The following is a 26,022-nucleotide window of genomic DNA, read 5'->3' on the forward strand; positions in this document are numbered from 1 at the left end:
ATGCAGGTGGATTTTTACGTTTGATACTTAGAGAATAATGTCGCGAATCTCTGCGTCTTTACGCTCTAGATAGTGAATCGATTTAATACGACGAATTGTACGGCAACGTCCGCGAACCAACAGAGTTTCTGTTGTTGCAATATGACCTTTACGAGAGATGCCTTCCAGTAGATCGCCTTTAGTGATACCCGTCGCTGAGAAGATAATGTTATCGCTACGCGCCATATCTTCCATCTTCAGAACCACATTCGCTTCAACGCCCATCTGTTTGCAGCGCTCTAGCTCGCTAGCACCCCAGATACGGTTATCTTCGGTATCACCTTTTACTTGGTGACGAGGAAGTAAGCGACCATGCATGTCGCCATCAAGAGCACGAATTACCGCAGCTGATACCACGCCTTCAGGTGCACCACCGATACAGTACATCACATCCACTTCGCTATCTGGCATACAAGTTAGGATTGAAGCTGCCACGTCGCCATCTGGCACTGCAAAAACGCGAACGCCCATCTGCTGCATTTCAGCAATCACTGCGTCGTGACGAGGTTTGGCAAGCGTTGTAACCACAAGCGTATCAAGTGATTTACCTAAAGCCTGAGCAATGTTTTCTAGGTTTTCTTTCAGCGGCTTATTCAGGTCGATACAGCCTTTCGCTCCCGGACCAACCACCAGTTTTTCCATATACATATCTGGTGCTTTTAGGAAACTGCCTTTTTCGCCAGCAGCAAGAACAGCTAATGCATTCGACTGACCCATCGCTGTCATACGAGTGCCTTCGATTGGGTCAACGGCAATGTCTACTTCATCACCGCCTAAGCCAACTTTTTCACCGATGAACAGCATCGGTGCTTCGTCGATTTCCCCTTCACCAATAACAATTTCGCCTTGGATTTCGGTTTGATTCAGTAGTGTACGCATGACTTCTACAGCTGCACCGTCTGCGGCGTTTTTATCACCACGGCCAAGCCATTTATAACCTGCTAGTGCAGCACCTTCTGTGACTCGAGAAAAAGCCATTGCTAAATCACGTTTCATTTTCACTCCAACTCAGAACGATAGGGGATAATTTTCGGCGGCATTCTAACATAATAGTAGGAAAACGTTTGCTAATTAGCCCAGTAGAGAGTTGTATTGGATCAAAAGATAGTGAGATTTAGCACGTTACCGGAAGGATTCTGATCATCGCGTAGTCAGTTTCTTGGGTGAAAGTTAGCGTCAGGTAAATTTGCGCTGTTTTTTTAAGCGAATAGCGAAAAAGATCGAATATAGTGAGTGTTTCTCTGGGCTGGGCTGAGTAGAATGGGGCAATAAGTGACGTTTTGTCCATTTCAACCGAATCAATAAAGGGTAAGTACCATGTCTTTTGAAGTACTAGAACAACTAGAAGCAAAAATCCAAACCGCGGTTGACACAATCGCTCTACTGCAAATGGAAGTTGAAGAGCTTAAAGAAGAGAAGCAAAAGCTAGTTGAAGAAGCAAATGAGTTGAAAGCAAACCACGAAGCTTCTGTACAAAAAGCGCAACAAATCCAACAAGAGCACGATCAATGGCAAGAGCGTATTCGTAGCCTACTTGGCAAAATGGATGACGTGGAATAAGCCTGAACTTTTCACAAATAAAAAACGCCGAACAACATCGGCGTTTTTTTATGCTTCGAATATCGAGAAAGTCGATATCTTCAAAATTAACGAGTAGGGCGAACACCTAACGTATGGCACAGCGCGTACGTCATTTCGGCACGGTTTAGCGTGTAGAAGTGGAAGTCTTTTACGCCTTCACGAGATAGCACGCGAACCATATCGATGGCTTGGCTTGCGCCTACTAGTTGACGAGTCACAGCGTCATCTTCCAAACCTTCAAACTGTTTTGCCATCCAGCTTGGTACTTTCACGTTGTTCTGCGCTGCGAAACGAGATGCCTGTGCAAAGTTTGATACTGGCAGAATACCCGGTACGATTTCTACATCAATACCAGCAGCCACACAGCGGTCACGGAAGCGCAGGTAGCTTTCTACATCGAAAAAGAACTGAGTGATAGCACGGTTAGCACCCGCATCCACTTTACGTTTTAAGTTCAATAAGTCAGCTTGAGCGCTTTTGGCTTCTGGGTGTACCTCTGGGAATGCCGCAACAGAGATATCAAAATCATGGCGAGACTTTAATAGTTCAACCAGATCAGATGCATACATCTCAGGCTTACCGCCACCAGGAGGGATATCACCACGTAGCGCAACAATGTTATGAATACCGTTCGCCCAGTAATCATCGGCAATATTAATCAACTCTTCACGAGAAGCGTCAATACAAGTTAAGTGTGGTGCTGAAACCAGACCCGTTTGATCTTTGATTGCTTTGATAATTGAGTGTGTACGGTCACGCTCACCAGAGTTTGCACCATAGGTAACAGAAACAAACTTAGGTTGAAGAGTTTTTAGACGGTGTACAGAGTTCCACAAGGTTTCTTCCATCTTTTCTGAACTTGGCGGAAAAAACTCAAAAGACACATTAATGTTAGAAAGTTCAGAAATATTCTGATTTAAAGCGTCAATATGGCCTGCGTGTGTGTATCCCATCTTTTCTCTCCTTGTAGCTCTCGCTACAAACGCTGATATTCGTTTAAATTGACGTTTAGACGTCTATATGGCTACAGAATGTATTGAATACGTTTTAATGTCAACCCAACTATTATGAATTTTTCTCATGTTGATCGTGAAGCCATTTCAACTAATTTAAAATCAAGATGGTGATTTTTCATATCAAATTGCGGCAACTTCGAGTGTTGTTCTGGATGAAAGGTATTTACTAGCAGTAAAACGATAAAACTCGCCAGTTACGGCGAGTTTTATAAGGTTATAAGAAGCTTGAAAGCAGGTTGAGGTCAGACTGAATTGCGCCAGCGGTCACTTCTCGACCTGCGCCCGGTCCGCGAATGACCAGAGGATTGTCTTTGTACCAGCGACTTTCTATGGCAAAGATGTTGTCACATGGCAATAGGTTTGCCAGTGGATGATCTTTTTCCAGAGCTTCAACACCGACACTTGCTTTGCCGTTTTTCTCCAGACGAGCAACATAGCGAAGCACTTTATCTTGCTTCTGAGCTTTCGCTAGACGTTCAGCTAATCGCTCATTAAGCAATTTGCTGTTATCAAGGAAATCATCCAACGAAATATCACGTAGCTCTTTAGGTACTAAAGATTCAACGCGTATGCTTTGTGGTTCTACTTCCAGACCAGATTCACGAGCAAGGATAACCAGCTTACGCATAACATCAGAGCCGTCCAAATCGTTACGAGGGTCTGGTTCGGTTAGACCTTGTTGCCACGCTAAATCCACCAGCTCACTGAACGGAATTGAGCCATCGTATTGCTGGAATAACCACGAAAGAGTGCCTGAAAAAATACCAGACAGCGCAGTGATTTCATCACCACTTTCACGCAAATCTCGAACGGTGTGGTTGATAGGTAAACCTGCCCCAACCGTTGCGTTATACAGCCAGTGACGGCTGATCTTTGCAAACGCATCTTTGACTTCGTTGTAGTATTCGCTCGATGCAGAACCAGCAACTTTATTGGCAGAGATAAGGTGCATACCTTGCTCTGCAATATCCAAATACTGATTCGCCAGAATCTTACTCGCCGTCACATCCAGCACGATAGCATCATCGTAGCCTTGCAGCTTGCCAAGCTTGTAGAGCCAGCTATTGTCTTCATTGGGGATAGCTTCATCACGGTAGCGGTTGAGTACGGTTTCCGGATCGATGCCTTTTGGATCGAACCAGTATGTCTGGCTATCAACCACGGCAACCAACTCAAAGTTCATACCTCTGCGCTTTTCTAGCTCTTCTTTTTGCTCTGCAAACAGTTTTAACCAGCTAGAACCGATGTTGCCTTTACCACATAGGGCAAGAGCTACACGCTTTTGCGCTTGGAAAATTTGGTTATGGACACCGACCACCAATTTCTCAACTGGTGTTTGGCGTAGTACCGCGACTAGGCTTAGTTCTGATTCCGCTTCGCAAACAAACTCAACCGGAGCATTTTTCAGCTGTTGGTAGAAGCCGTAGCTATGGTTAGCGTTCTTGGTGACACCTGCACCGACTGCGCCCACTAAGGTATAACCTTCTTTCAGTTTGATGTCGGCTGCGGTTGCGATGTCTTGGAGGAAAGACAGTGCTCCAGATGCAATTTCAGCGGTATAAGCCAAACGTAACTTGTGTTGGTCGGCTTGTGCTTCAAATGCGAGAGGCTCAAGTTGTTCGCGTTTGAGCTTCTCAAGGGTTTCATCGTAGACACGTGCAAAATCATGTCCATGACCAAATTCAAGTTCAATTAGCAGTACTTCATCTAATGAAGTAATGATTTTTGCGCCGCGCCCTGATGCGAGAACACGTTCTATTTTGGTTGAGCCTGATTCTGGCTTATGGCTGCATCGTAGCTGAAGTTCCATCGCACTTTGAGCAACAGGTTGGAGTGTACGGCTATGTAGAACGGGTGCAGCAAGGCGAGCCAGCTCGTTGGCTTCATCCAAACGTAAAAGAGGCAGTAGGCATGCGTTCGCTACGATACGTGGGTCTGCGCTATATACACCAGCGACGTCACTCCAAATCGTTACACGAGCAACGTCAGCTAACGCACCGATGACCGTTGCAGAATAGTCTGAACCATTGCGACCAAGTAGAACGGTATCACCTTGGTCATTCTGAGCCATAAAGCCGGTAATCACGATACGATGATGTGCATGCTGAGCGAGTACTTTTTTCAGTAGCGGATAAGAGCGTGAACGGTCTACTTCAGGCTGAGTGCCTGCTTCTGCACGTAGGAACTCGCGAGCGTCTTGTGAAACCGCTGGCAAATTACTTTGGTTGAGCAGCGCTGCTAACAAACGAGCTGACCACATTTCACCATGTCCAAGCACGGCAGCTTGCTGTGCTTTGGTCAGTGGCGCGGTTAGCTCACCTAAGCGAATAAACTCACCGTTTACTTGAGTTAACAGATTGTCAGCAACTTCACCTTCAAGTAAGTCTTCAACCAGTTTGCATTGGAACTGACGTAATGATTGCAGTGTTTCATGGGCAACACGGCCGTCTTTGTTCAATGCTTCCAAAAATGCGATTAAGCGGTTGGTGGTTTTACCCGCCGCTGAAACAACCACCAAATCTTCAGGTTGTGAGTATTCTTTTAGAATGTTCGCGACACGCAAATAACACTCTGGATCTGCTAAGCTACTACCGCCAAATTTATGTAGCTGGCGTGAAACAGTCATTAAAACTTCTCCTTAGCTTTGGTAAAGGCTTGGTCCAAATCAGCGATAAGATCCGACGCATCTTCCAAGCCAACTGACAAGCGCAGTAATAGTTGAGAAATGCCTGCTTCAGCAAGTGCTGCTTCGCCCATCGCTCGGTGAGTCATGCTCGCCGGATGGCAGATCAAACTTTCTACACCACCTAGAGATTCTGCAAGAGAGAAAAGCTCTAGTTCACCAACAAAGTACTTCAGTTGCTCGTAGCTACCAGCAAACTCAAAACTCAGCATTGAGCCAAAACCTAGCTGCTGTTTCTTCGCAATCTCATGCCCTGGATGCTCAGGCAGGCTAGGGTGATAAATGGTTTTGATCAGTGACTGTGATTTCAAATAATCCAAAATTTGCAGAGAACTTTCCTCATGCACACGCATACGTGCGCCAAGAGTACGGATACCACGTAGCGTCATATAGCTATCAAATGGTGTGCCCGTTGCACCAATACAGTTACCCCACCAAGCTAGTTCTTCAGCATGAGCTTTGGTTTTACTGATCACCACACCGCCAATCACATCTGAGTGACCATTGATGAACTTGGTGGTTGAGTGGATAACAAAGTCAGCACCCAGCGTTAGCGGCTTTTGGTAAACCGGAGTTAAGAATGTGTTGTCTACAGCAACTAGAGCGCCGACGGCTTTTGCTTGTTGGCAGATTTTCTCGATATCAACCACTCGCACTAACGGATTCGACGGAGTTTCTAACAGCACGAGTTTTGGTTTTTTCGACAATGCCGCTGCAAGTGCTTGTTCATCAGATTGATCAACAAAAAGCACTTTGAAATCGCCTTTGTTTGAACGAGTATTGAACAAACGGTAAGTGCCGCCGTAGCAATCGTGTGGTGCAACAATGAAGTCGTTAGGGCCAAGTAATGTTGACGCAAGCAGGTTTAGCGCGGAAGTACCGCAGTTAGTAACGACTGCACCTTCACCGCTTTCTAATTCGTAGAGTGCCTTTTCTAATAAGCCACGGTTTGGGTTGCCGGAACGGGTATAGTCATATTGAGGCACTTCACCAAACGCAGGGAAGCCATAGTTAGTCGATAAATAAATTGGCGGAACGACTGCGTGATATTGAGTATCTGATTCGATTCCGGTACGAACTGCGATTGTAGCTGGCTTGCGTTTGGTCATGAGTGTTTCCTTTCCTGAGACTCTTAAATAGACATCCAAATTCACAGTAAGAATACATGTGTTCGTCTATATTGGGGAATTGCATCTTACTTTACTTCTCATTTTTTGAGACGTCAATACTTCTAGACGTCTATATGTCTTTGCTTATGGCAGTAAATCCCGCTAAAATCTAGCCTTTGGAATTATTACTCGAATTCGAACAATGAAGGTGCGCAATGGCAGACTGGAACGGTGAATATATAAGCCCCTATGCAGAGCATGGAAAAAAAAGTGAGCAGGTGAAAAAAATCACCGTATCAATTCCACTTAAGGTATTGAAAATACTCACAGATGAGCGTACTCGCCGCCAGATCAACAACCTGCGTCATGCGACCAACAGTGAGCTTTTATGTGAAGCATTCTTACATGCTTATACTGGTCAGCCACTACCTACGGATGAAGATTTACGTAAAGACCGTCCGGACGATATTCCAGCAGAAGTGAAAGCGCTAATGACAGAAATGGGCATTGAGTTCGAGGCTTACGACGACTAATTGCTGTCGTTAATCTGTTTTTCCGCCCAATTGTGCAGATATGTGTAAAAAGCCCTGATTTGAATCAGGGCTTTTTTGATGCTATTGCGTTCAATGCAGTAACTGAATTTAGTTCGCCATGTAGTTTTCTGGCATCTCGATACGAGCAACACCAGAATCAATAGCGGCTTGAGCAACTGCTTTTGCTACACGTGGTAGTAAGCGTGGATCCATCGGTTTCGGGATGATGTATTCTTTACCGAACGTGAGTGAATCAACACCTGCGGCTTTCAATACTTCTTCTGGTACTGGTTCTTTCGCTAATTCGCGAATGGCCGCAACCGCAGCGAGTTTCATTTCATCGTTAATCACTTTCGCACGCACATCGAGCGCACCACGGAAGATAAATGGGAAACACAGTACGTTATTCACTTGGTTTGGATAATCACTGCGACCTGTACCCATGATTAAATCGTCACGTACAGCGTGTGCAAGAGCCGGTTTGATTTCTGGATCTGGGTTTGAACATGCAAACACAACAGGCTTCTCCGCCATCAGCTTCAGTTCATCTGCGGTGAGTAGATTAGGGCCTGAAACACCTAAGAACAGGTCTGCACCTTTGATAACATCTTCAAGTGTGCGTTTGTCTGTGTTGTTAGCAAATAACTGTTTGTATTCGTTGATATCATCACGACGAGTATGAATCACACCTTTACGGTCAAGCATGTAGATTTTTTCACGCATCGCACCGCATTTAATTAGCAGCTCCATACATGCGACTGCTGCAGCGCCAGCGCCCAAACACACGATAGTACATTCATTAAGCTGTTTGCCTTGCAGCTCGATAGCGTTCAGCATACCTGCCGCGGTAACAATTGCGGTACCGTGTTGGTCGTCGTGGAATACAGGTACATCACAACGTTCAATCAAGCGACGTTCAATTTCAAAACAATCTGGAGCTTTGATGTCTTCGAGGTTGATACCACCAAAGGTATCTGCGATGTTAGCAACCGTATCAACGAACTCATCGATAGTGCGATGTTTCACTTGAATGTCGATAGAGTCTAGATTTGCAAAGCGTTTGAATAATAGAGCTTTACCTTCCATAACTGGCTTAGATGCCATAGGACCAAGGTTACCTAAACCGAGGATGGCTGTACCGTTAGAAATTACCGCAACGGTATTGCCTTTGGCTGTGTATTTATAAACGTTTTCTACGTTTTGTGCGATTTCGCGAACGGGTTCTGCAACGCCTGGGCTGTATGCGAGAGCTAAGTCTTTTGCTGAATCGGCTGGTTTGGTTAGCGCGACGGCAATTTTTCCTGGAGTCGGTAGAGCGTGGTAGTCGAGGGCTTGCTGACGAAAAGCTTCTTCCTCGGTGAGTTCATGGCGATCATTATTGGACATTAGGTGGAGCCTTATTGTTTTTGTTAAGGCCACTCATTCTAGAGTATGTCAATGGATCTTCATAGTTTTGATACGCGAGAAATAGAGCTCCTAAGACCAGATTCTTTGGTTCGAAATGTTGAGGTTTCGGAACGTTAGAAACTAAAAAGGACGCCGTAGCGTCCTTTTTTGAATCTTCGCGTAAAGTAAAATTACTTCTTGCTAGATAGAGCGCCGAAACGCTTGTTGAAGCGATCAACACGACCACCAGTATCAACGATACGTTGCTTACCAGAGTAGAATGGGTGGCACTTGTCACATACGTCTAGGTGCATTGTGTCTTTACCTAGAGTAGAGTTGAAAACGAAAGAGTTGCCGCAAGAGCAAGTCGCGTTTACTGCTTTGTATTCTGGGTGGATACCAGCTTTCATGGGATAACCTCAAATTAGGCCGTGTCGCCATCCGAATCTTTGCCGGACACCACACGTAAATTAATAAATAATTAGTGACACTTGAAGAGCGTTCTTACAAGCGTCTCATCAAGGCGCGATATAGTAATGAATCCTGAGTCACTGATCAACCGCTTTCGCTGTTATTTTCGCCACTTTAGTTGCTCGAATTTCATTGCATCATCCAGTAGACTGTATTTTCTTTGATTTTTGCTCTCTAAAAACCATTATGCGCCCAACGATAGCTCGTGTTGCACTGCCTGTGCCACTAGACAAACAGTTTGATTACCTCATTCCTAGCCATCTTTTTCCAATTATTGGCGGAAGGGTATCGGTGCCATTTGGCCGTCAAACTCTGGTGGGAATTGTTACCGAGTTTGCGCAAGAATCCGAATTTTCAATTGAACAGTTAAAATCAGTCAAAGAAGTCTTAGATTCTCAACCTGTTTGGCCGGATAAACTGTACTCGCTGCTGAAATGGTGCAGTCAGTTCTATCAATTTCCTCTCGGCGATACCCTTGCTAACGCTATGCCGAGCGCGCTACGTAAAGGTAAACCTGCAGACTTTGCCAGTTGTAAAGAGTGGCAAATGACACCCAGTGGTCGTAACCAAATGATGCAAGGTTTCGGACGTGCCTTTAAGCAAGCACAAGTCATGAACCTTCTTACTTCTGGCGCCGTTTCTCATTCTTCATTGTTGGAAGAAGACGTCAGCACAGCGACTCTCAAAAGCTTGCAAGAAAAGGGATGGATTGAAGTTAGTGAGCAGAAGCCGCAGTTCAAAGCTTGGCCGAAGCAGATTGAAGCGGATGTTGAAAAACCAAAATTAAACCAAGAACAAGCCATTGCGATTGCTTCAGTCAACAGTAGCAAAGGTTTCGGCTGCTATTTATTGGAAGGGGTTACAGGCTCAGGTAAAACAGAAGTTTATCTCAACCTAATTAAGCCGGTATTAGAGCAAGGGAAACAAGCGTTAGTGCTGGTGCCTGAAATTGGTTTAACCCCTCAAACCATCAACCGTTTTAAAAAGCGTTTTAATGTGCCTGTAGAAGTGATTCACTCTGGGCTCAATGATACCGAGCGGCTAAACGCGTGGTTGTCGGCGCGCGATAAAGTGGCAGGCATTGTGATTGGTACTCGCTCGGCATTGTTAACGCCGTTTGCGGATCTCGGTATTATTATTGTTGATGAAGAGCATGACAGCTCTTACAAGCAGCAGGATAGTCTGCGTTATCATGCCCGTGATGTGGCGGTGATGAGAGCTAATCAAGAACAGATTCCGATTGTATTGGGTTCAGCGACTCCAGCGTTAGAAACGTTACACAATGCGTTAACGGGCAAATATCATCATCTACAACTGACAGAACGTGCTGGTGTAGCTGTGCCTACTCGCAACAGCGTTTTGGATGTGAAAGGTTTATATCTCGAAAGTGGATTGTCCGCACCATTGATTGCTGACATGCGGCGTCATCTGATTGAAGGCAACCAAGTATTACTATTTCTCAATCGCCGAGGCTTTTCACCTGCATTAATGTGTCACGAGTGTGGTTGGATCGCCGACTGCCAGCGCTGCGATGCGTATTACACCTTCCACCAATACAGCAATGAAATTCGCTGCCACCATTGTGGTTCGCAGCGCCCAGTTATTCATCAGTGTCAGAGCTGCGGTTCGACCCAGTTGGTGACAGTTGGTGTCGGTACTGAACAGCTTGAGAAGCAATTGGCAGATTTATTTCCTGAATATAAAACCATTCGTATCGATCGAGACAGCACTCGCCGAAAGGGTAGCTTAGAGTCGGCATTACAGTCGATTCGTAAAGGTGAATACCAGATCCTTATCGGTACGCAGATGTTGGCGAAAGGGCATCACTTCCCTGATGTGACTTTAGTGGCTCTTTTGGATGTGGACGGTTCGCTCTACAGCAGTGATTTCAGAGCCTCAGAGCGTTTAGCGCAGCTGTTCATTCAGGTAGCAGGAAGAGCCGGACGAGCCAGTAAACCGGGCGAAGTGATATTGCAGACTCACCACCCAGAGCACAGCTTACTACAAGATCTTCTTCAGCGTGATTATCACCATTTTGCCTTGACTGCTTTAGCGGAGCGCAAATTGGCAATGTTGCCACCATATACTTATCTGACCCTGTTTAGAGCAGAAGCGAACCAGTCTCAGATGGTGGAAGATTTCTTGCGTCAGGTTCGCCATACATTAGAAGCACATCCGTTATTTGACCAGCATTGTATGGTATTAGGGCCAACGCCTGCGCCACTGGCCAAACGTGCCGGAAAATATCGCTGGCAACTTCTTTTACAAGCGGAAGCTCGCTCTGTGATGCAAAAAATATTGATGAGTGCCAAACCTGCAATTTCAATGCTGCCATTAGCCAGTAAAGTACGCTGGACGCTGGACATTGAGCCTCAAGATTTAAGCTGATTTTGTTGCTTTTAAATGGTGCAAATGAAGATGGGTAATACGCTGTACTATATAAAGATTCTCTAATGTGATAAAAATCACGCTTGTAGTGCAAATTTTGTTAATTTGACCGTAACTTTCTGCTTAGAAATGAATAGACTAACGGTAGAATTTTCTCAGTGAAACGTTTTCGTTTTGTGAAATGTATTTTTCTCACTGAAAGGCTAGGTGTGTATCACACAAATTATGCGCCATTAACATAATTACAAAACGTGTTTAAGCGTGGTTTGCTTGAACACGACAAAGGAATAGAAAAGAGGGCTATTTAACATGGCGACAATGAAGGATGTTGCCCAGCTTGCTGGCGTATCGACCGCGACGGTGTCGCGAGCTCTGATGAATCCTGAGAAAGTATCGTCTTCAACTCGCAAACGCGTAGAAGAAGCGGTTTTAGAAGCTGGCTATTCACCGAATTCTCTAGCGAGAAATCTGCGTCGAAATGAATCCAAAACCATCGTAGCGATCGTACCGGATATTTGTGACCCTTATTTCACCGAAATTATTCGTGGTATCGAAGACGCTGCAATGGAGCATGGATATCTTGTTTTACTGGGTGACAGTGGTCAGCAGAAGAAACGAGAAAGCTCATTCGTTAATTTAGTCTTTACCAAGCAGGCCGACGGCATGTTGCTGTTAGGCACTGACTTACCATTTGATGTGAGCAAACCTGAGCAGAAAAATCTTCCGCCAATGGTGATGGCTTGTGAGTTTGCACCAGAACTAGAGCTACCGACGGTTCACATCGATAACCTAACTTCGGCATTTGAAGCTGTGAACTATCTGACTCAGTTGGGCCATAAACGTATTGCTCAAATTTCTGGTCCAGAAAGTGCGACACTTTGCCAGTTCCGCCACCAAGGTTACCAGCAGGCACTGCGCAGAGCTGGTATTACGATGAATCCGACGTATACCACTTATGGTGATTTCACTTTTGAGTCGGGCGTGAAAGCTGTACGCCAATTGCTTTCGTTACCTGATGCACCTACTGCTATTTTCTGTCATAACGACACAATGGCGATTGGCGCAATGCAAGAAGCGAAACGTTTAGGCTTGCGCATTCCTCGTGATCTCTCTGTGGTTGGATTTGATGATATCCAGTTCTCACAATACTGCGATCCACCATTAACGACGATTTCTCAGCCTCGTTATGAGATTGGTCGTCAAGCAATGCTAATGATGCTGGAGCTTCTACGTGGTCATGACGTACAAGCTGGTTCTCGTTTACTTGAAACGCATTTGATTGTTCGCGAGAGTGCCGCTCCACCTCGATCTCACTAAAATAGCTAATATCAATGGCAGTACACAAAACAGTGCTGCCATGAATAGTCTGTTAACTCGCTTTAAACTGCTTTAACATGTGGGCAGATTTTATAACTATTGAAAACTTCCAGTGGCTAATAAAGATTATGTAAGACGCGGTCGTAGTCAGAAAAAGCCGGCCCCTAAAAAAACAACTTCTCGTCGTAAACCTTGGCGCAGTGGACTTATTGCAATCGTATTAGTTGGACTTCTCGGTTACGGATTATATACGTTAAGCAATGACCCCGAGCCGCCGAAACCTGTTGCGGTTAAGCCAGAGCCAAAACCAACTAAGCCAAAGAAGACAGAGATAATTCCACCTCCGCCAACAGAGAAGTGGGACTATGTTGATACTCTGCCAAAACGAGAAATTGAAGTTATTGCCAAAGAGCAAGAGGTTTCTGATATCCCATACATCATGCAGTGTGGCGCTTACAAAAATATGCAGCAAGCCGAAGCGCGTAAGCTGGATATCGCATTCCAAGGCATCAACAGTAAAATTCGCAAGAAAGAAGACAGCAGTTGGTTCCGAGTGGTATTAGGTCCGTATAAGTTCAAACGCGATGCTGAGCGTGATAAGCACAAATTGCAGCGCGCCAAAATCGAGCCTTGCGCGATTTGGAAAGAACAACAGTAAGTTTTTACAGCAACCGCTTTGTGGTTAAAAATTGAAAGACGCCCAGTACGTTAACGACGAAAAGTTAGTAACGATCTGGGCGTTTTGCTTTCTCTCTCCCTTGATTTTTTTTCCGCCTATCCTCATATATCTTCCATCTCCATCGTGAAAATAATTAAGAGGCCCTCTCGTGACTACCATCGTATCAGTACGTCGTAATAATAAAGTTGTCATCGCAGGTGACGGGCAAGTATCGCTCGGCAATACAGTAATGAAGGGCAACGCGAAGAAAGTTCGTCGTTTGTACAACAACAAAGTATTAGCTGGTTTTGCAGGCGGTACAGCGGATGCGTTTACGCTATTCGAACGTTTTGAAAGCAAATTGCAAATGCACCAAGGTCATTTAACGAAAGCGGCTGTTGAGCTGGCGAAAGATTGGCGTAGCGATCGTGCCTTACGTCGTTTGGAAGCGATTTTGGCGGTAGCTGATGAAACAGCATCGCTTATCATCACAGGTAACGGTGATGTTGTGCAGCCAGAGCATGATTTGATTGCGATTGGTTCTGGTGGCAATTTTGCTCAAGCAGCCGCGATTGCACTGATTGAAAATACCGATTTAGACGCACGCTCAATTGCAGAAAAAGCATTAAACATCGCTGGCGACATTTGTGTCTTTACTAACCATCACCACACCATCGAAGAGCTAGAAATCCCGCAAGCGCTTATCGCTAAAGACCAAGCATAAAACAGTGTGATTAGAATTTAAGGAATTCATTATGTCTGAAATGACTCCTCGTGAAATTGTTCATGAACTTAACCGCCATATTATCGGTCAAGATAAAGCTAAGCGCGCTGTAGCGATTGCTCTTCGTAACCGCTGGCGTCGTATGCAGCTTGAAGAGAGCTTGCGCGTAGAAGTAACACCGAAAAACATTCTGATGATTGGCCCAACAGGTGTGGGTAAAACAGAGATCGCTCGTCGTCTAGCTAAGCTAGCGAATGCACCTTTCATCAAAGTTGAAGCGACAAAATTCACAGAAGTGGGTTATGTCGGTAAAGAAGTTGAAACTATTATCCGCGACCTGACTGATGTCGCTGTTAAGCTGACTCATCAACAAGCAACTGAGAAAGTTAAATTCCGCGCTGAAGAATTGGCTGAAGAACGTATTTTGGATGCGCTTCTTCCACCTGCCCGTGACGCTTGGGGTAAAGCAGAGCAAAGCGAAGAGAATTCGAATACTCGTCAGGTTTTCCGTAAGAAATTACGTGAAGGCAAGTTAGATGATAAAGAGATCGAACTAGACGTTGCTGTGCCGCAAATGGGCGTTGAAATTATGGCGCCTCCAGGTATGGAAGAGATGACTAACCAACTTCAAGGCATGTTCCAAAACCTTGCGGGCAATACCAAGAAGAAACGTAAGCTGAAAATTAAAGATGCGTTTAAGGCATTGACGGAAGAAGAAGCGTCGAAGCTGGTTAATCAAGATGAGCTGAAAGAGCAAGCGATCTACAGCGTTGAAAACAACGGCATCGTGTTTATCGATGAAATCGATAAGATTTGTAAGCGTGGAGAAGTGTCAGGTCCAGACGTTTCTCGTGAAGGCGTTCAGCGTGACTTACTACCACTTATCGAAGGTAGTACGGTTTCTACTAAGCACGGTATGGTGCGTACCGACCATATCTTATTTATTGCGTCAGGTGCATTCCAAGTGGCGAGACCATCGGATCTTATCCCTGAGTTGCAAGGTCGTTTGCCAATTCGCGTTGAACTTGAAGCGCTTTCTAGTGATGACTTCAAACGTATTCTGACTGAGCCTAAAGCTTCATTGACTGAGCAGTACATGGCGTTGATGAAAACAGAAGATGTGAATGTTGAATTCACAGAAGATGGTATCAAGCAAATTGCAGAAGCAGCATGGCAAGTGAATGAAACCACTGAGAACATCGGTGCTCGTCGCCTGCACACAGTGATGGAGCGTTTGATGGATGAAATCTCATTTGACGCAACAGATAAAGCAGGTTCATCACTGATCATTGATGCGACGTATGTGAAGAGCAAACTCGGTGAGTTAGTTGCCGATGAAGATTTAAGCCGCTTCATCCTGTAGTTCTAAAAAAGAACCCGCTGAAAAGCGGGTTTTTTACATTTAAATGAGGTTGGTTAGCCCGCTGACACCGCGTGCGCTTTGGGTATATACTGACAACACTGTTGAACAACCTAGCATTATCATGAATAACTCTCTGCAAATATGGTTTGATGCTGCGCGACCGAAAACTCTCCCTCTCGCACTAGTGTCGATTTTTACCGGAAGCGCATTAGCTTTTTCTTCTGGGCATTTTTCTTTGCCGATCGCTTTTTTAGCGTTGCTGACCGCCACTTTATTGCAGATCTTATCTAACTTAGCCAATGACTATGGGGATGCTGTTAAAGGTACGGATAATGAAAAGCGTATCGGACCTATGCGTGCAATTCAGTCTGGCGCAGTAAGTTTGAGTGATATGAAAAGAGCAATAGTAATCAATGTGTTGATGACTATCACCTCTGGATTAATGTTGGTTCTTTATGCTCTGGATAGTTTGCAAAGCATTCTTGCGTTTATTGGTTTAGGCGTGTTGGCTATGATGGCGGCAATTGCCTACACCGTAGGTAATAAACCGTATGGCTATCTTGGCTTAGGCGATTTATCTGTGTTCTTGTTTTTTGGTCTTTTAGGTGTGTCAGGTACTTATTTCCTTCACACAGGAAGCATAGACTGGAGCTTGTTTTTACCATCATTAGGCTGCGGCTTAATGGCTGTTGCTGTACTGAATGTCAACAACATGCGAGATATCGAAAATGACGCAGAGTGTGGCAAGCGCACAGTGCCCGTACGCTTAGGGCAAATGAAAGCGAAGAAATACCATTTCATGCTTTTATCCGGAGCCGTGATCGCGTTTGCAGCGTATCTCATCATGCAAGAGAAGCCGCTTTGGATCAGTTTGCCTTTCCTGTTGAGTCTGATTTTAGTCACTAAGCATGGTCGTGCTGTGTGGCAAACTGAAAAGCCTGCACAGATAGCGCCAATGCTACCTGTGATTGTTAAATGCTCTTTAATTACTAACTTGTTGTTTGTGGGCGTGGTTATCGCTCAAACTCTGACAAGTTAATTTGCGCTGTATCATTGCATTGGCTTAATCACCCGATATACTCGTTGAAAGACTTTTCGTAAAGAGAACAAGGCTATGGAATACAACACCTCTGCACTATGTGACATTTACCTCGATCAAGTTGACGTGGTAGAACCTATGTTTAGTAACTTTGGTGGTCGCGCCTCTTTTGCTGGTCAAATCACTACAGTGAAGTGTTTTGAAGACAACGGACTCATTCGTGAAACGCTAGAGCAAGACGGCGTAGGACGAGTGCTGCTCATTGACGGTGGTGGTTCGCTGCGCCGTGCTCTAATTGATGCTGAGCTTGCCGCTCTTGCAGAAGAAAATGAGTGGGAAGGTATCGTTGTGTACGGTTGTGTTCGTGAAGTGGACGAATTGGAAGACATGAGCATCGGCATTCAAGCGATGGCTGCAATTCCTGTGGGTGCTAATAGCCAAGGTATTGGTGAGGTTGATGTACCGGTGAACTTTGGTGGTGTCACTTTCCTTCCAGAAGATTACTTATATGCAGATAATACTGGTGTAATCTTGTCACAAGAGCCTCTGAATGTGGATCTTGAAACGGATGAAGATGTCGTTGAAGAAGATGATATTCTCTAATCGTTTTCGATAAAGCTCTCAGTTTGAAAGCAACAAAGCCGATGCGGATGCGTCGGCTTTGTTTTTGGGACAAATAGTATGTGATAGAACGCTAAGTAAGTTAAGTTTTGAAAGCGTTTTAAGAGGCGGAGTTTTCCGCAGCTGTTTCACCGCAGTGGTTTTTTCTCAGCCACAGAGCATAAAGATACCCTAGTAATCCACCCGCCACGTTTCCTGCAGCGATGCCGATAAATAAGCCCTCAATTCCATAAAGCTGTGAACCTATCCAAGCGACTGGCAAGGTGAATACGAACAATCGCATGAAACTCCACTGAAAAGCCTTAATAGGCAAGTGAAGAGCATTCAACGCAGAAATAAGCATCATCACAACACCTTGGAAGCCATAGCTGAACGGCACCACAAGTAAGTAATGCCACAACAAATCCTGCACCGCGGCTTCTTGGGAAAATAACTTTGAAAGAGGGATGCTGAGCGGCACCATCATGATGAAAATCATCAGTTGGAATAACAGTGAAAAACGCAGGCTGATAAATAATCCAGCAAAACTTCGGCTGGGATTATTAGCGCCAAGGTTTTGTGCCATAAACGGCGTCAAAGAAGAAGTCAGAGACATCAATACTAGAATTAATATCGACTCAATACGTTGCGCCGCGCCATAAGCTGCGACAGCAGCAGTGCCATGGCTTGAAAGCATCATCATGAGTAATGCACCAGACAAAGGGTTCATTGCTGTTGAGAGCGCCGCAGGCGTCCCGATTTTCAGTATTTGGTTCCAGTCGTGGCGCAGGCTGGGTAAGTGAGGTGCTGCGAGAAGTTTTACTCGTTTAATCAGAACATAGAATGAACCCATCAAAGCGCCAAGCCAAGACAGAGCACTCGCAATTGCTGCTCCTTGGATACCAAGCTCTGGGAATGGGCCATAGCCGAAAATAAGTAGTGGGTCTAAAACGCCGTTGATCACCCCAGCCAGCATCATAATTTTAGCTGGAGTTTTGGTATCTCCTGTAGCGCGAATGACGCTGTTGCCTGTCATAGGGACAACCAGAAGAGGGATGGTCAGATACCACACTTGCATGTATTGCTCGATCAGAGGGATAAGTTCTTGCTTTGCACCGAGTAAAAGGAAAAGTGGTTCGATAGTGAAATAGCCAATCGAAGAGGCTGCAATAACCAATACGATGGCGAGCATAATGCCGTGGCTGGAGAAACGCGCTGCGTTGTGCGCCGCTCCCTGACCCAGTAATCGACCGATATTGGTCGACAAACCGATACCGATGCCCATAGTGATACAGTTGACGACAAAAGTGACCGGAAAAGTATAACTGATCGCGGCCAGCGCTTCGGTGCCGAGTAATGAAATAAAAAAAGTATCGACCAAGTTGAACATCAAAATCGCGATTAAGCCGAATATCATCGGAATCGTCATTTGACGCAATACAATAGGAATAGGCGCGGACAGAAGACCGTGTTTATCGTGCATAGAGGCTGTGTTTATAGAGCATAGAAATAATAGGTTGGCGATAAAGTAGCTAGAATACTCGATCTTTGCCTGATGAACTACCCAAGTCTGGATGGACGTTTAAGGGATATGAAAAAGGCCAGCAATGCTGGCCTTCGATATTTGAATAAGCTTGAAATTAAGCTTTTGCTGCTGCAGCTGCTTTAGCGATAGCTGCGAAGCTCTTCGCGTCTAGAGATGCGCCACCAACTAGAGCACCATCGATGTCTGGTTGAGAGAAGTATGCTTGAGCGTTCTCTGGCTTAACAGAACCACCGTATTGGATGATTACTTGTTCTGCTACTGCTGCGTCTTTCGCTGCGATAAGCGCACGGATAGAAGCGTGAATGCGTTGTGCATCTTCTGCAGTTGCTGCTTTACCAGTACCGATAGCCCAAATTGGTTCGTAAGCGATGATTGCACCGTTTAGAGCTTCAACACCGTATGCATCGATAACTGCGTTGATTTGACGAGCACATACTGCTTCAGTTTCGCCCGCTTCGTTTTGTGCTTCAGATTCACCGATACAGAAAACAGGTTTTAGACCGTTCTCTTTTAGGAAAGCGAATTTCTTAGCGATGAACTCATCAGACTCTTTGTGGTAGTCACGACGCTCTGAGTGACCGATGATGATGTGAGTAGCACCGAAATCTTTCAGCATCGCTGGAGACATATCACCAGTGAAAGCACCGCTGTTGTTTAGGTCAGTGTTTTGTGCACCAAGGATGATTTTGTTGCCACCTTCAGCGATTAGACGCTCAGCTAGGTCGATGTAAAGCGCTGGCGGAGCAACTGCTACGTCAACACCTGTTACACCTTCAAGTTCAGCATTAAGGCCATTTAGCAGCTCAGTTACCATTGCTTTGCTGCCATTCAGCTTCCAGTTACCCATTACGACAGGACGACGCATAGAAAGATCTCCAATATCTAAAAAATGAAAGTCTATAAAAATATAAACTAAATGTGATTGCGACAGAATATAGCAGATAAAATTTAGCAAATCATGACTAGGGTCATGACTTTCTTGGATCTTAAGCACTGCTTAGACCTGATTCGTCGTGATCTCGCTGACATATTCAACGGTATAGACTCGGTTTTTATCCGCTACCTTGTTATTACTGAGTGCTAATTATAGTGGAAGATAAACAAAGGAAGTGAATATGCCCAATTTAGTGCTGGAATACCCCAACTCGGTTGAAGAGCGTATTAATGTTCAAGGACTGCTCGAAGACTTACATCAAGTTGCATTAAATAGCGGACTTTTCGAAGCCAGCTCAGTAAAATCTCGCACCTTACGTTGCCACCACTGGTTGGTAGGTGATGTTGCAGATAGCGAAGACTTCATACACGTTCAATTTGATTTGCTCGAAGGACGAACGGCTGAGCAAAAACGAGAATTAGCGCAACAACTTATGGATGTGCTGGTATCACAAGCAAGCCATGTCTACAGTTTGACGGTAGATCTGCGTGATATGGATAAAGACTGCTTTATGAAGATCATTCGCAATTAAGTTAAACAGTTATTAACGGATAGCGCTTATGCCACTAACTACGTTACTTTTTTCTTTCCAAGGTCGGATTGGGCGTCAAACCTATTGGATTTGGAATTGTTGTTACTACGCGATGATTATTGGTTTTGTCGTCGGCGCGAACCAACTCTTTCCCGGAATCGCTTCATTTATTTTGCCTGTTTTCTTACTGCTGGTTTTGATTCCTGATTTGGCTATTACCGCAAAGCGTTGGCACGACAGAGACAAGAATAGTTGGTGGCTATTGCTGAATATTCCATTGGTAATCGGCCGTATGAGTGTCCCTGTTGGGGCAAATGCAATGACGGCAAACGAGCCTCTGCTTTACGAAACGATTATTTCAGCCGCAGCTTTGATTTGTGGTTGCTGGATTTTGATTGAGTGTGGAATTATGAAAGGTACTAACGGGGACAACCGTTTTGGCAAAGACCCTGTTTAATTCATGAATCTATAAACGAATTCATGTAACTAAGACTTTTAAACAAAAGGGGGTCATAAGCTCCTTTTTTGTTCTTTCTCTTTTGGTGGGACATAACTTCGAATGACTATCGCCACTCTTCATTGCTACGACGGAAAGGAATTACAACCGCCTGTTGCTGTGGTTCGACATCTCCTTCTAGCGCATCACGGAACTTCACCATTTGAATAGTCATCTCCCGCATTAAAGTGACGTTAATGTGATAAGGGTTTTTGCATTGGCTTACAACAAGATCGATGTGGCTTTGTTGTGCTCTTAATCTTTGCTGCATATTGAGTGAGGCCGATAAAATCATCTCTTCACACATTTGACGTTTGAACTGAGTGAACGCTTCAGGATTCTGTTTAGCCAGCGCCACAAGTTCGTCAAACGGAGGAAGCTCTTGGTGATAGGATTGTGACTGAGGTTGGGACATAAAAGGCTCCTCTATTCATTCCTGACCTTTTTGAACTGAAGAAAATCTTTATAAAAACGTGTTCAATGGGCAGTTAGAACAAATTAGTGATGAAATAATCAACACTATAAGTTTAAGCGAGGATTCTTAGTGTGGTGCGGGGAAAATCTCAATTCTCGAATTTAAGACAGTTTTTCTAGACGCAGAAAATCACTCTGCTTTGCTGATCAGATAGGTGCAGCGGCGTTCGCCTTGAATGATGTGTTCCTGACGATCGATTAGATAGTCTTGTCCCAACAGATTCTGGAACACGTTGAGCTCTGATTGACATAGGTTCGGGCAACGGGTAGCTGCCTTGCAGATGGGGCAATGATTTTCAATTAAGGTAAAACCTTGTTCGGTCTTTTCAAGCTCCGCCATGTAGCCTTCTCGCTCGCGCAACTTAACTAATGCATTCAGCTTTTCTTCGATATTAGAGTAGCCTGCTAAGGCTTTTTGATAGCTAGACAGTGTTTGCGCTTCTCTTTCTGCGGCGACTTTAGCAAGTCCCTCCTTGCCGAAAAGGTGCTCGACAGCATCCATAACTTGGATAGTGAGCTCGCCATGTCTGTCAGCAAATTGATCATGTCCTTGCTTTGTCAGTGACCAATGGCGAGTTGGGCGACCGACTTTGACTTTTACATCATGGAAGGAAAGGATTCCGTCTTCCTCTAAGCTTTGCAAATGTTGACGTGCACCCATAGTGGTAATGGACAAGTCATCTGCAAGTTGTTTAGCGGTTACTGCACCTTCGCGCTTGATGGTGTGTAAAATCCTATCAATCGTTTTCATCATTTCCCTCACAATATATTGCTTTATTATGAGTTCAGTTCTTAATAAAGCAAATTATTTACTATGCCCTTAGAGCCATAAAGCTCACTCGCCAGTCACAAACAACACTTCTCAATTGATTCGTTAATTTCGTCACATTTTTTTCTCATTTCCCCCTTGGGATATGAAAGAGTGCCCCCCACATATCATTCACAAGCTGTTTAGGTCGAATGACCTATTAATTAATCAGTGTTTATTAACCAAATGGAAATCTAATCAGGAGAGACGACCGATGAATATTCGTCCATTACATGATCGAGTTATCGTTGAACGCCAAGAAGTTGAATCTAAGTCTGCTGGTGGCATTGTTCTTACTGGTTCTGCTGCGGAAAAATCAACACGCGGTAAAGTGCTTGCTGTCGGTAAAGGCCGCATTCTAGAAAACGGTACAGTTCTTCCACTGGACGTAAAAGTTGGCGATTCTGTGATTTTTGCTGAAAGCTACGGCACTAAATCAGAAAAAATCGATGGCAAAGAAGTTCTAATCTTGTCTGAAAGCGACATTCTAGCAATCGTTGAGTAATTGCTCTGAGCTCTTATGTTCTCAAAAGAACTAAAAGTTCGCTCTATCACTTATCAATAACGAATTCTTAAGAGGAAATACAACATGGCTGCTAAAGACGTAAAGTTTGGCAATGACGCACGTGTAAAAATGCTGGAAGGTGTAAACATTCTAGCTGACGCTGTAAAAGTAACTCTTGGCCCTAAAGGTCGTAACGTAGTTCTAGACAAATCTTTCGGTGCACCAACAATCACTAAAGATGGTGTATCTGTTGCTCGTGAAATTGAATTGGAAGACAAATTCCAAAACATGGGCGCACAAATGGTCAAAGAAGTTGCATCTCAAGCAAACGATGCAGCAGGTGACGGTACAACAACAGCAACTGTACTAGCACAATCTATCGTAAACGAAGGTCTTAAAGCGGTAGCTGCGGGTATGAACCCAATGGATCTTAAGCGCGGTATCGATAAAGCAGTAACAGCAGCGGTTGAACAACTAAAAGCGCTATCAGTACCATGTGCAGACACCAAAGCGATTGCACAAGTAGGTACTATCTCTGCTAACTCTGATACAAGTGTTGGTAACATCATTGCTGAAGCAATGGAAAAAGTGGGCCGCGACGGTGTTATCACTGTTGAAGAAGGTCAAGCACTTCAAGACGAACTAGACGTTGTTGAAGGTATGCAATTCGACCGTGGTTACCTATCTCCATACTTCATCAACAACCAAGAAGCAGGCAGTGTTGACCTAGACAACCCATTCATCCTATTGGTTGATAAGAAAGTTTCTAACATCCGTGAACTTCTTCCAGTTCTTGAAGGTGTTGCAAAAGCTTCACGTCCACTGCTAATCGTAGCGGAAGACGTTGAAGGTGAAGCTCTAGCGACTCTAGTTGTGAACAACATGCGCGGTATCGTGAAAGTAGCTGCGGTTAAAGCGCCAGGCTTCGGTGACCGTCGTAAAGCTATGCTACAAGATATCGCTATCCTAACTGGCGGTACAGTGATTTCTGAAGAGATCGGTCTTGAGCTAGAAAAAGCGGTTCTTGAAGATCTAGGTCAAGCTAAGCGCGTGACTATCACTAAAGAAAACACAACGATCATCGACGGTGCTGGCGAGGAAGACGCGATCAAAGGTCGTGTATCTCAAATTCGTCAACAAATCGAAGAAGCAACTTCAGACTACGACAAAGAGAAACTACAAGAGCGCGTTGCTAAACTAGCTGGCGGTGTTGCAGTAATCAAAGTTGGTGCTGCTACTGAAGTTGAAATGAAAGAGAAGAAAGACCGCGTAGAAGATGCTCTACACGCGACTCGCGCAGCGGTTGAAGAAGGTGTTGTAGCAGGTGGTGGTGTTGCACTTATCCGCGCAGCTTCAATGCTAACTGAGCTTACTGGTGACAACGAAGAGCAAAACGTAGGTATCCGCGTAGCACTTCGTGCGATGGAATCACCAATTCGTCAAATCGTGAAGAACGCGGGTGATGAAGAATCTGTAGTTGCAAACAACGTTAAAGGCGGCACAGGTAACTACGGTTACAACGCGGCAACGGGTGTTTACGGCGATATGATTGAAATGGGTATCCTAGATCCTACTAAAGTAACTCGTAGCGCACTTCAGTTCGCAGCATCAGTGGCTGGTCTAATGATCACAACAGAAGCTATGGTAACTGAGAAACCTAAGTCAGACGGTCCAGCGATGCCAGATATGGGCGGCATGGGCGGTATGGGAATGATGTAATTCCCTGTGCTGACTAGACCTTATCGTTAAGGTCGAGCATAGATACTCTAAAGGCAGAATGTGCGATGGCATGTTCTGCCTTTTGTTTATTCTGCCATTTTGTTTTACAGAATTTGTTTATCCAGACTTGTCTATCATCCCTTCTTTCTAACTGCCCTAGTACGAAAAGATCTTAATTTATTCCTTGTTATAACGGCGTTTTATATGAGATTTAGTCCATGTTTTTGTTCATATATTGGCCAAAAAACGAGATTCATTCCAAACAAATAAAATGATGATCTCTTTTTTATAAAACGATGGTTTATAAATGTAGGCAATAATAAAAACCCTACTAGGAGCACTCCTAATGAAAAAAACTTACTTAGCTATTGCTATGATGACCACGCTTGCTGGTTGTAGCAGTGTTTCAACTTTGCCTGCTGATTCTTTCCAAGCCACTGGTTGGGCGACGGTTGACGGCGCTGTCACTGGTGGTGAAGGAGCGAAAGCTGAAAATGTTTACGTGGTCGAGACACGTGCACAATTAATTGAAGCTCTTTATGGCAGTGTGGATGCGAATTTAAATAATCCAGCCAGTGACGTTCCTAAAATCATCTATATCAAAGGCACTATCGATTTAACTGCGAATGCTGAAGGTCAGTCTATGTCTGGCTCTGATTTCATGGCGAAGTGTGCTGAAGAAACCGGCTACAGCGATTACGATACTTTCTACAATGCCTACCGTGCAGCATATGACCCAGCGGTATGGAATAAACAAGATCTTGCCAAGAATGGTCGCCCACCTAAGGTGAACGGCCCTCTAGAAGATGCGCGTGATTGCTACCAAAAAGCTCAGGCGGATTACACCATTTTACGTGTCGGTTCTAACACATCTATCTTAGGTGTTGGTAACGATGCTCATATCAAGTTCGGTACACTGCGTCTGGGTACTGCAGGTAAAGAATTGGTGAAGAACATCATCATTCGTAACATCGAATTCTCTGATTCGTTTGATTTCTTCCCACAATGGGATCCTCAGGATTCATTCCGTATTAATAAGAATGAATTTGGTCAAGGTAACTGTAGTGACAAGTTTGTAAGCGATACGGTAAACCCTTACGGTTGTACTAGTGCAGAAGGCGGCCGTTGGAACTCAGAATACGATTTAATTGCGATTGATAACGCTCAGCAAGTATGGATTGACCATAACACGTTTAGTGATGGTGAGCGTACCGATGACCAGTTCCCACCAGTATGGGAAGCTCCGTACAACATCAAAGAGCAAAAAGTGCAGCATCACGATGGTCTCGTGGATATTACTAATGCAGCAACGAAGATTACTGTTTCATACAACGTCTTCAAGAATCACGATAAGACCAACTTGTTAGGTGGTAGCGACAAGCCAAATGCTGAGATTGGCTATGGTCCTGGCGCAATTGATGTCACCTTCCACCACAACATTTGGGATAACACAGGTCAGCGTATGCCTCGTCTACGTTTTGGTCGTGTTCACTCTTACAACAACTATTTCAACCTGAATGCTACAGCGGGTAAAGAAGCAGGCAAATACGGCATGATGGATGCGGTAATTTTAGGTACAGCTGCGAAAATCTATGCAGAAAACAACGTGTTTGACATTAAAAACGATGGTGAAGGTACGTTCGAACACAAGATCATCGGTTACTACTCTCGTACTAACAACCAAGAGCGTTGTGTGAAAACCGGTGATTTTGAAGAAGCTGCTTGTGGTACATACTTCTTTGCTGAAGGTAACTTAGCTAACGGCGCGGCAATTGACCTAAATGCAATTGCTCAGAAAAACCAAGCATCATCTGGCAGCAATGCAACATTGACATTGTTAGACCCAGCGGATGCGAATGTGTTCTGGCTACCGAAGAACACTTACCAATATAAAGCCGATACGGCAGAAAGCGTGAAAGACAATCTGCTGAAAAATGCCGGTTCAGGTAAATTAAATATCAAACACTAAGCTTTTAGTTAGTGAGATAAAAATGGATGCTTTAAGCATCCATTTTTTTATGCTGTTTGAACTTACTCGACTATCGGATAGCTAGAAATTAGCCGCTAAGTTATGCACTATAAACATTCGTTTTCCAAGGAA

General features: G+C 44.6%; 24 protein-coding genes. 14 read left to right on the forward strand and 10 right to left on the reverse strand.

Going from position 1 to position 26,022, the window contains the following annotated elements; translation table 11 throughout:
- Positions 1–27: 27 nt before the first annotated feature.
- The gene (gene glpX, locus ACOSVQ_RS19855) at positions 28–1,035 is read right to left on the reverse strand and encodes a class II fructose-bisphosphatase (protein WP_102941232.1); all 1,008 of its coding nucleotides are present in this window, start codon (positions 1,033–1,035) and stop codon (positions 28–30) included.
- Positions 1,036–1,356: 321 nt separating this feature from the next.
- On the opposite strand from glpX, the gene zapB reads away from it, so the two are divergent.
- On the forward strand, positions 1,357–1,599 hold the full coding sequence (gene zapB / locus ACOSVQ_RS19860) for a cell division protein ZapB (RefSeq protein WP_165310063.1): 243 nt from the start codon (positions 1,357–1,359) through the stop codon (positions 1,597–1,599).
- A gap of 86 nt (positions 1,600–1,685) precedes the next feature.
- Here zapB and metF read toward each other — a convergent pair whose 3' ends face one another.
- The 3 genes from metF to ACOSVQ_RS19875 all read right to left on the reverse strand — a co-directional run bounded on the left by metF (position 1,686) and on the right by ACOSVQ_RS19875 (position 6,428).
- Complete coding sequence (metF, locus tag ACOSVQ_RS19865) at positions 1,686–2,573, reverse strand: methylenetetrahydrofolate reductase (RefSeq protein WP_491984168.1); 888 nt, start codon at positions 2,571–2,573, stop codon at positions 1,686–1,688.
- Positions 2,574–2,850: 277 nt separating this feature from the next.
- A complete protein-coding gene (locus ACOSVQ_RS19870; protein ID WP_491984169.1) occupies positions 2,851–5,262 on the reverse strand; it encodes a bifunctional aspartate kinase/homoserine dehydrogenase II in 2,412 nt (803 codons plus the stop codon).
- Complete coding sequence (locus ACOSVQ_RS19875; protein WP_491984170.1) at positions 5,262–6,428, reverse strand: O-succinylhomoserine (thiol)-lyase; 1,167 nt, start codon at positions 6,426–6,428, stop codon at positions 5,262–5,264. The genes ACOSVQ_RS19870 and ACOSVQ_RS19875 overlap by 1 nt, the downstream gene beginning before the upstream one ends.
- 215 nt (positions 6,429–6,643) lie before the next feature.
- Between ACOSVQ_RS19875 and metJ the strand changes: the two genes are divergently transcribed.
- Complete coding sequence (gene metJ / locus ACOSVQ_RS19880; protein WP_042484962.1) at positions 6,644–6,961, forward strand: met regulon transcriptional regulator MetJ; 318 nt, start codon at positions 6,644–6,646, stop codon at positions 6,959–6,961.
- 108 nt (positions 6,962–7,069) lie between these two features.
- On the opposite strand, the gene ACOSVQ_RS19885 is transcribed toward metJ, so the two are convergent.
- Together ACOSVQ_RS19885 and rpmE are read right to left on the reverse strand one after the other, a co-directional pair.
- Entirely contained in the window at positions 7,070–8,347 is a 1,278-nt protein-coding gene (locus tag ACOSVQ_RS19885; RefSeq protein WP_491984171.1) for a malic enzyme-like NAD(P)-binding protein, read from the reverse strand.
- Between the two features lie 191 nt (positions 8,348–8,538).
- Positions 8,539–8,757, reverse strand: coding sequence for a 50S ribosomal protein L31 (rpmE, locus tag ACOSVQ_RS19890; protein ID WP_491984172.1), 219 nt, complete (start codon positions 8,755–8,757; stop codon positions 8,539–8,541).
- 247 nt (positions 8,758–9,004) lie between these two features.
- On the opposite strand from rpmE, the gene priA reads away from it, so the two are divergent.
- The 7 genes from priA (at position 9,005) to rraA (ending at position 16,910) form a co-directional block, all read left to right on the forward strand.
- Positions 9,005–11,206 carry a primosomal protein N' gene (gene priA, locus ACOSVQ_RS19895; RefSeq protein WP_491984173.1) on the forward strand — a complete coding sequence of 734 codons (2,202 nt, stop codon included), beginning with the start codon at positions 9,005–9,007 and terminating at the stop codon, positions 11,204–11,206.
- 309 nt (positions 11,207–11,515) lie between these two features.
- Positions 11,516–12,523, forward strand: coding sequence for a DNA-binding transcriptional regulator CytR (gene cytR / locus ACOSVQ_RS19900; protein WP_042484975.1), 1,008 nt, complete (start codon positions 11,516–11,518; stop codon positions 12,521–12,523).
- 112 nt (positions 12,524–12,635) lie between these two features.
- Entirely contained in the window at positions 12,636–13,181 is a 546-nt protein-coding gene (locus ACOSVQ_RS19905; RefSeq protein ID WP_491984174.1) for an SPOR domain-containing protein, read from the forward strand.
- A 169-nt stretch (positions 13,182–13,350) separates the two neighbouring features.
- Positions 13,351–13,905 (forward strand): ATP-dependent protease subunit HslV, encoded by a 555-nt coding sequence (hslV, locus tag ACOSVQ_RS19910; RefSeq protein WP_416923921.1) that lies wholly within the window; start codon positions 13,351–13,353, stop codon positions 13,903–13,905.
- Between the two features lie 31 nt (positions 13,906–13,936).
- Positions 13,937–15,268: an ATP-dependent protease ATPase subunit HslU gene (gene hslU / locus ACOSVQ_RS19915; protein ID WP_491984175.1), complete on the forward strand. Its 1,332-nt coding sequence runs from the start codon at positions 13,937–13,939 to the stop codon at positions 15,266–15,268.
- 121 nt (positions 15,269–15,389) lie between these two features.
- Entirely contained in the window at positions 15,390–16,307 is a 918-nt protein-coding gene (locus tag ACOSVQ_RS19920) for a 1,4-dihydroxy-2-naphthoate polyprenyltransferase (RefSeq protein WP_491984176.1), read from the forward strand.
- 75 nt (positions 16,308–16,382) lie between these two features.
- Positions 16,383–16,910, forward strand: a complete 528-nt coding sequence (gene rraA / locus ACOSVQ_RS19925) for a ribonuclease E activity regulator RraA (protein ID WP_491984177.1) — start codon at positions 16,383–16,385, stop codon at positions 16,908–16,910.
- A 118-nt stretch (positions 16,911–17,028) separates the two neighbouring features.
- Here rraA and ACOSVQ_RS19930 read toward each other — a convergent pair whose 3' ends face one another.
- Together ACOSVQ_RS19930 and tpiA are read right to left on the reverse strand one after the other, a co-directional pair.
- Complete coding sequence (locus ACOSVQ_RS19930; protein WP_491984178.1) at positions 17,029–18,390, reverse strand: MATE family efflux transporter; 1,362 nt, start codon at positions 18,388–18,390, stop codon at positions 17,029–17,031.
- A gap of 157 nt (positions 18,391–18,547) precedes the next feature.
- Positions 18,548–19,318 carry a triose-phosphate isomerase gene (gene tpiA / locus ACOSVQ_RS19935; protein ID WP_491984179.1) on the reverse strand — a complete coding sequence of 257 codons (771 nt, stop codon included), beginning with the start codon at positions 19,316–19,318 and terminating at the stop codon, positions 18,548–18,550.
- A gap of 250 nt (positions 19,319–19,568) precedes the next feature.
- Here tpiA and ACOSVQ_RS19940 point away from each other — a divergent pair, with 250 nt between their 5' ends.
- Together ACOSVQ_RS19940 and ACOSVQ_RS19945 are read left to right on the forward strand one after the other, a co-directional pair.
- The gene (locus ACOSVQ_RS19940; RefSeq protein WP_491984180.1) at positions 19,569–19,919 is read left to right on the forward strand and encodes a 5-carboxymethyl-2-hydroxymuconate Delta-isomerase; all 351 of its coding nucleotides are present in this window, start codon (positions 19,569–19,571) and stop codon (positions 19,917–19,919) included.
- A gap of 28 nt (positions 19,920–19,947) precedes the next feature.
- A complete protein-coding gene (locus ACOSVQ_RS19945; protein ID WP_491984181.1) occupies positions 19,948–20,376 on the forward strand; it encodes a DUF805 domain-containing protein in 429 nt (142 codons plus the stop codon).
- Between the two features lie 106 nt (positions 20,377–20,482).
- On the opposite strand, the gene ACOSVQ_RS19950 is transcribed toward ACOSVQ_RS19945, so the two are convergent.
- Positions 20,483–20,830: a DUF3135 domain-containing protein gene (locus ACOSVQ_RS19950; RefSeq protein WP_491984182.1), complete on the reverse strand. Its 348-nt coding sequence runs from the start codon at positions 20,828–20,830 to the stop codon at positions 20,483–20,485.
- 189 nt (positions 20,831–21,019) lie between these two features.
- The gene (locus tag ACOSVQ_RS19955) at positions 21,020–21,640 is read right to left on the reverse strand and encodes a helix-turn-helix transcriptional regulator (RefSeq protein WP_491984197.1); all 621 of its coding nucleotides are present in this window, start codon (positions 21,638–21,640) and stop codon (positions 21,020–21,022) included.
- Positions 21,641–21,911: 271 nt separating this feature from the next.
- Between ACOSVQ_RS19955 and ACOSVQ_RS19960 the strand changes: the two genes are divergently transcribed.
- The 3 genes from ACOSVQ_RS19960 to ACOSVQ_RS19970 all read left to right on the forward strand — a co-directional run bounded on the left by ACOSVQ_RS19960 (position 21,912) and on the right by ACOSVQ_RS19970 (position 25,890).
- Complete coding sequence (locus ACOSVQ_RS19960; RefSeq protein WP_042485006.1) at positions 21,912–22,202, forward strand: co-chaperone GroES; 291 nt, start codon at positions 21,912–21,914, stop codon at positions 22,200–22,202.
- An 84-nt stretch (positions 22,203–22,286) separates the two neighbouring features.
- A complete protein-coding gene (gene groL, locus ACOSVQ_RS19965; protein WP_491984183.1) occupies positions 22,287–23,921 on the forward strand; it encodes a chaperonin GroEL in 1,635 nt (544 codons plus the stop codon).
- 346 nt (positions 23,922–24,267) lie between these two features.
- On the forward strand, positions 24,268–25,890 hold the full coding sequence (locus ACOSVQ_RS19970) for a pectate lyase family protein (RefSeq protein WP_491984184.1): 1,623 nt from the start codon (positions 24,268–24,270) through the stop codon (positions 25,888–25,890).
- The last annotated feature ends 132 nt before the right edge of the window (positions 25,891–26,022 follow it).

It is taken from the genome of Vibrio sp. HM8-C, from assembly GCF_058630515.1.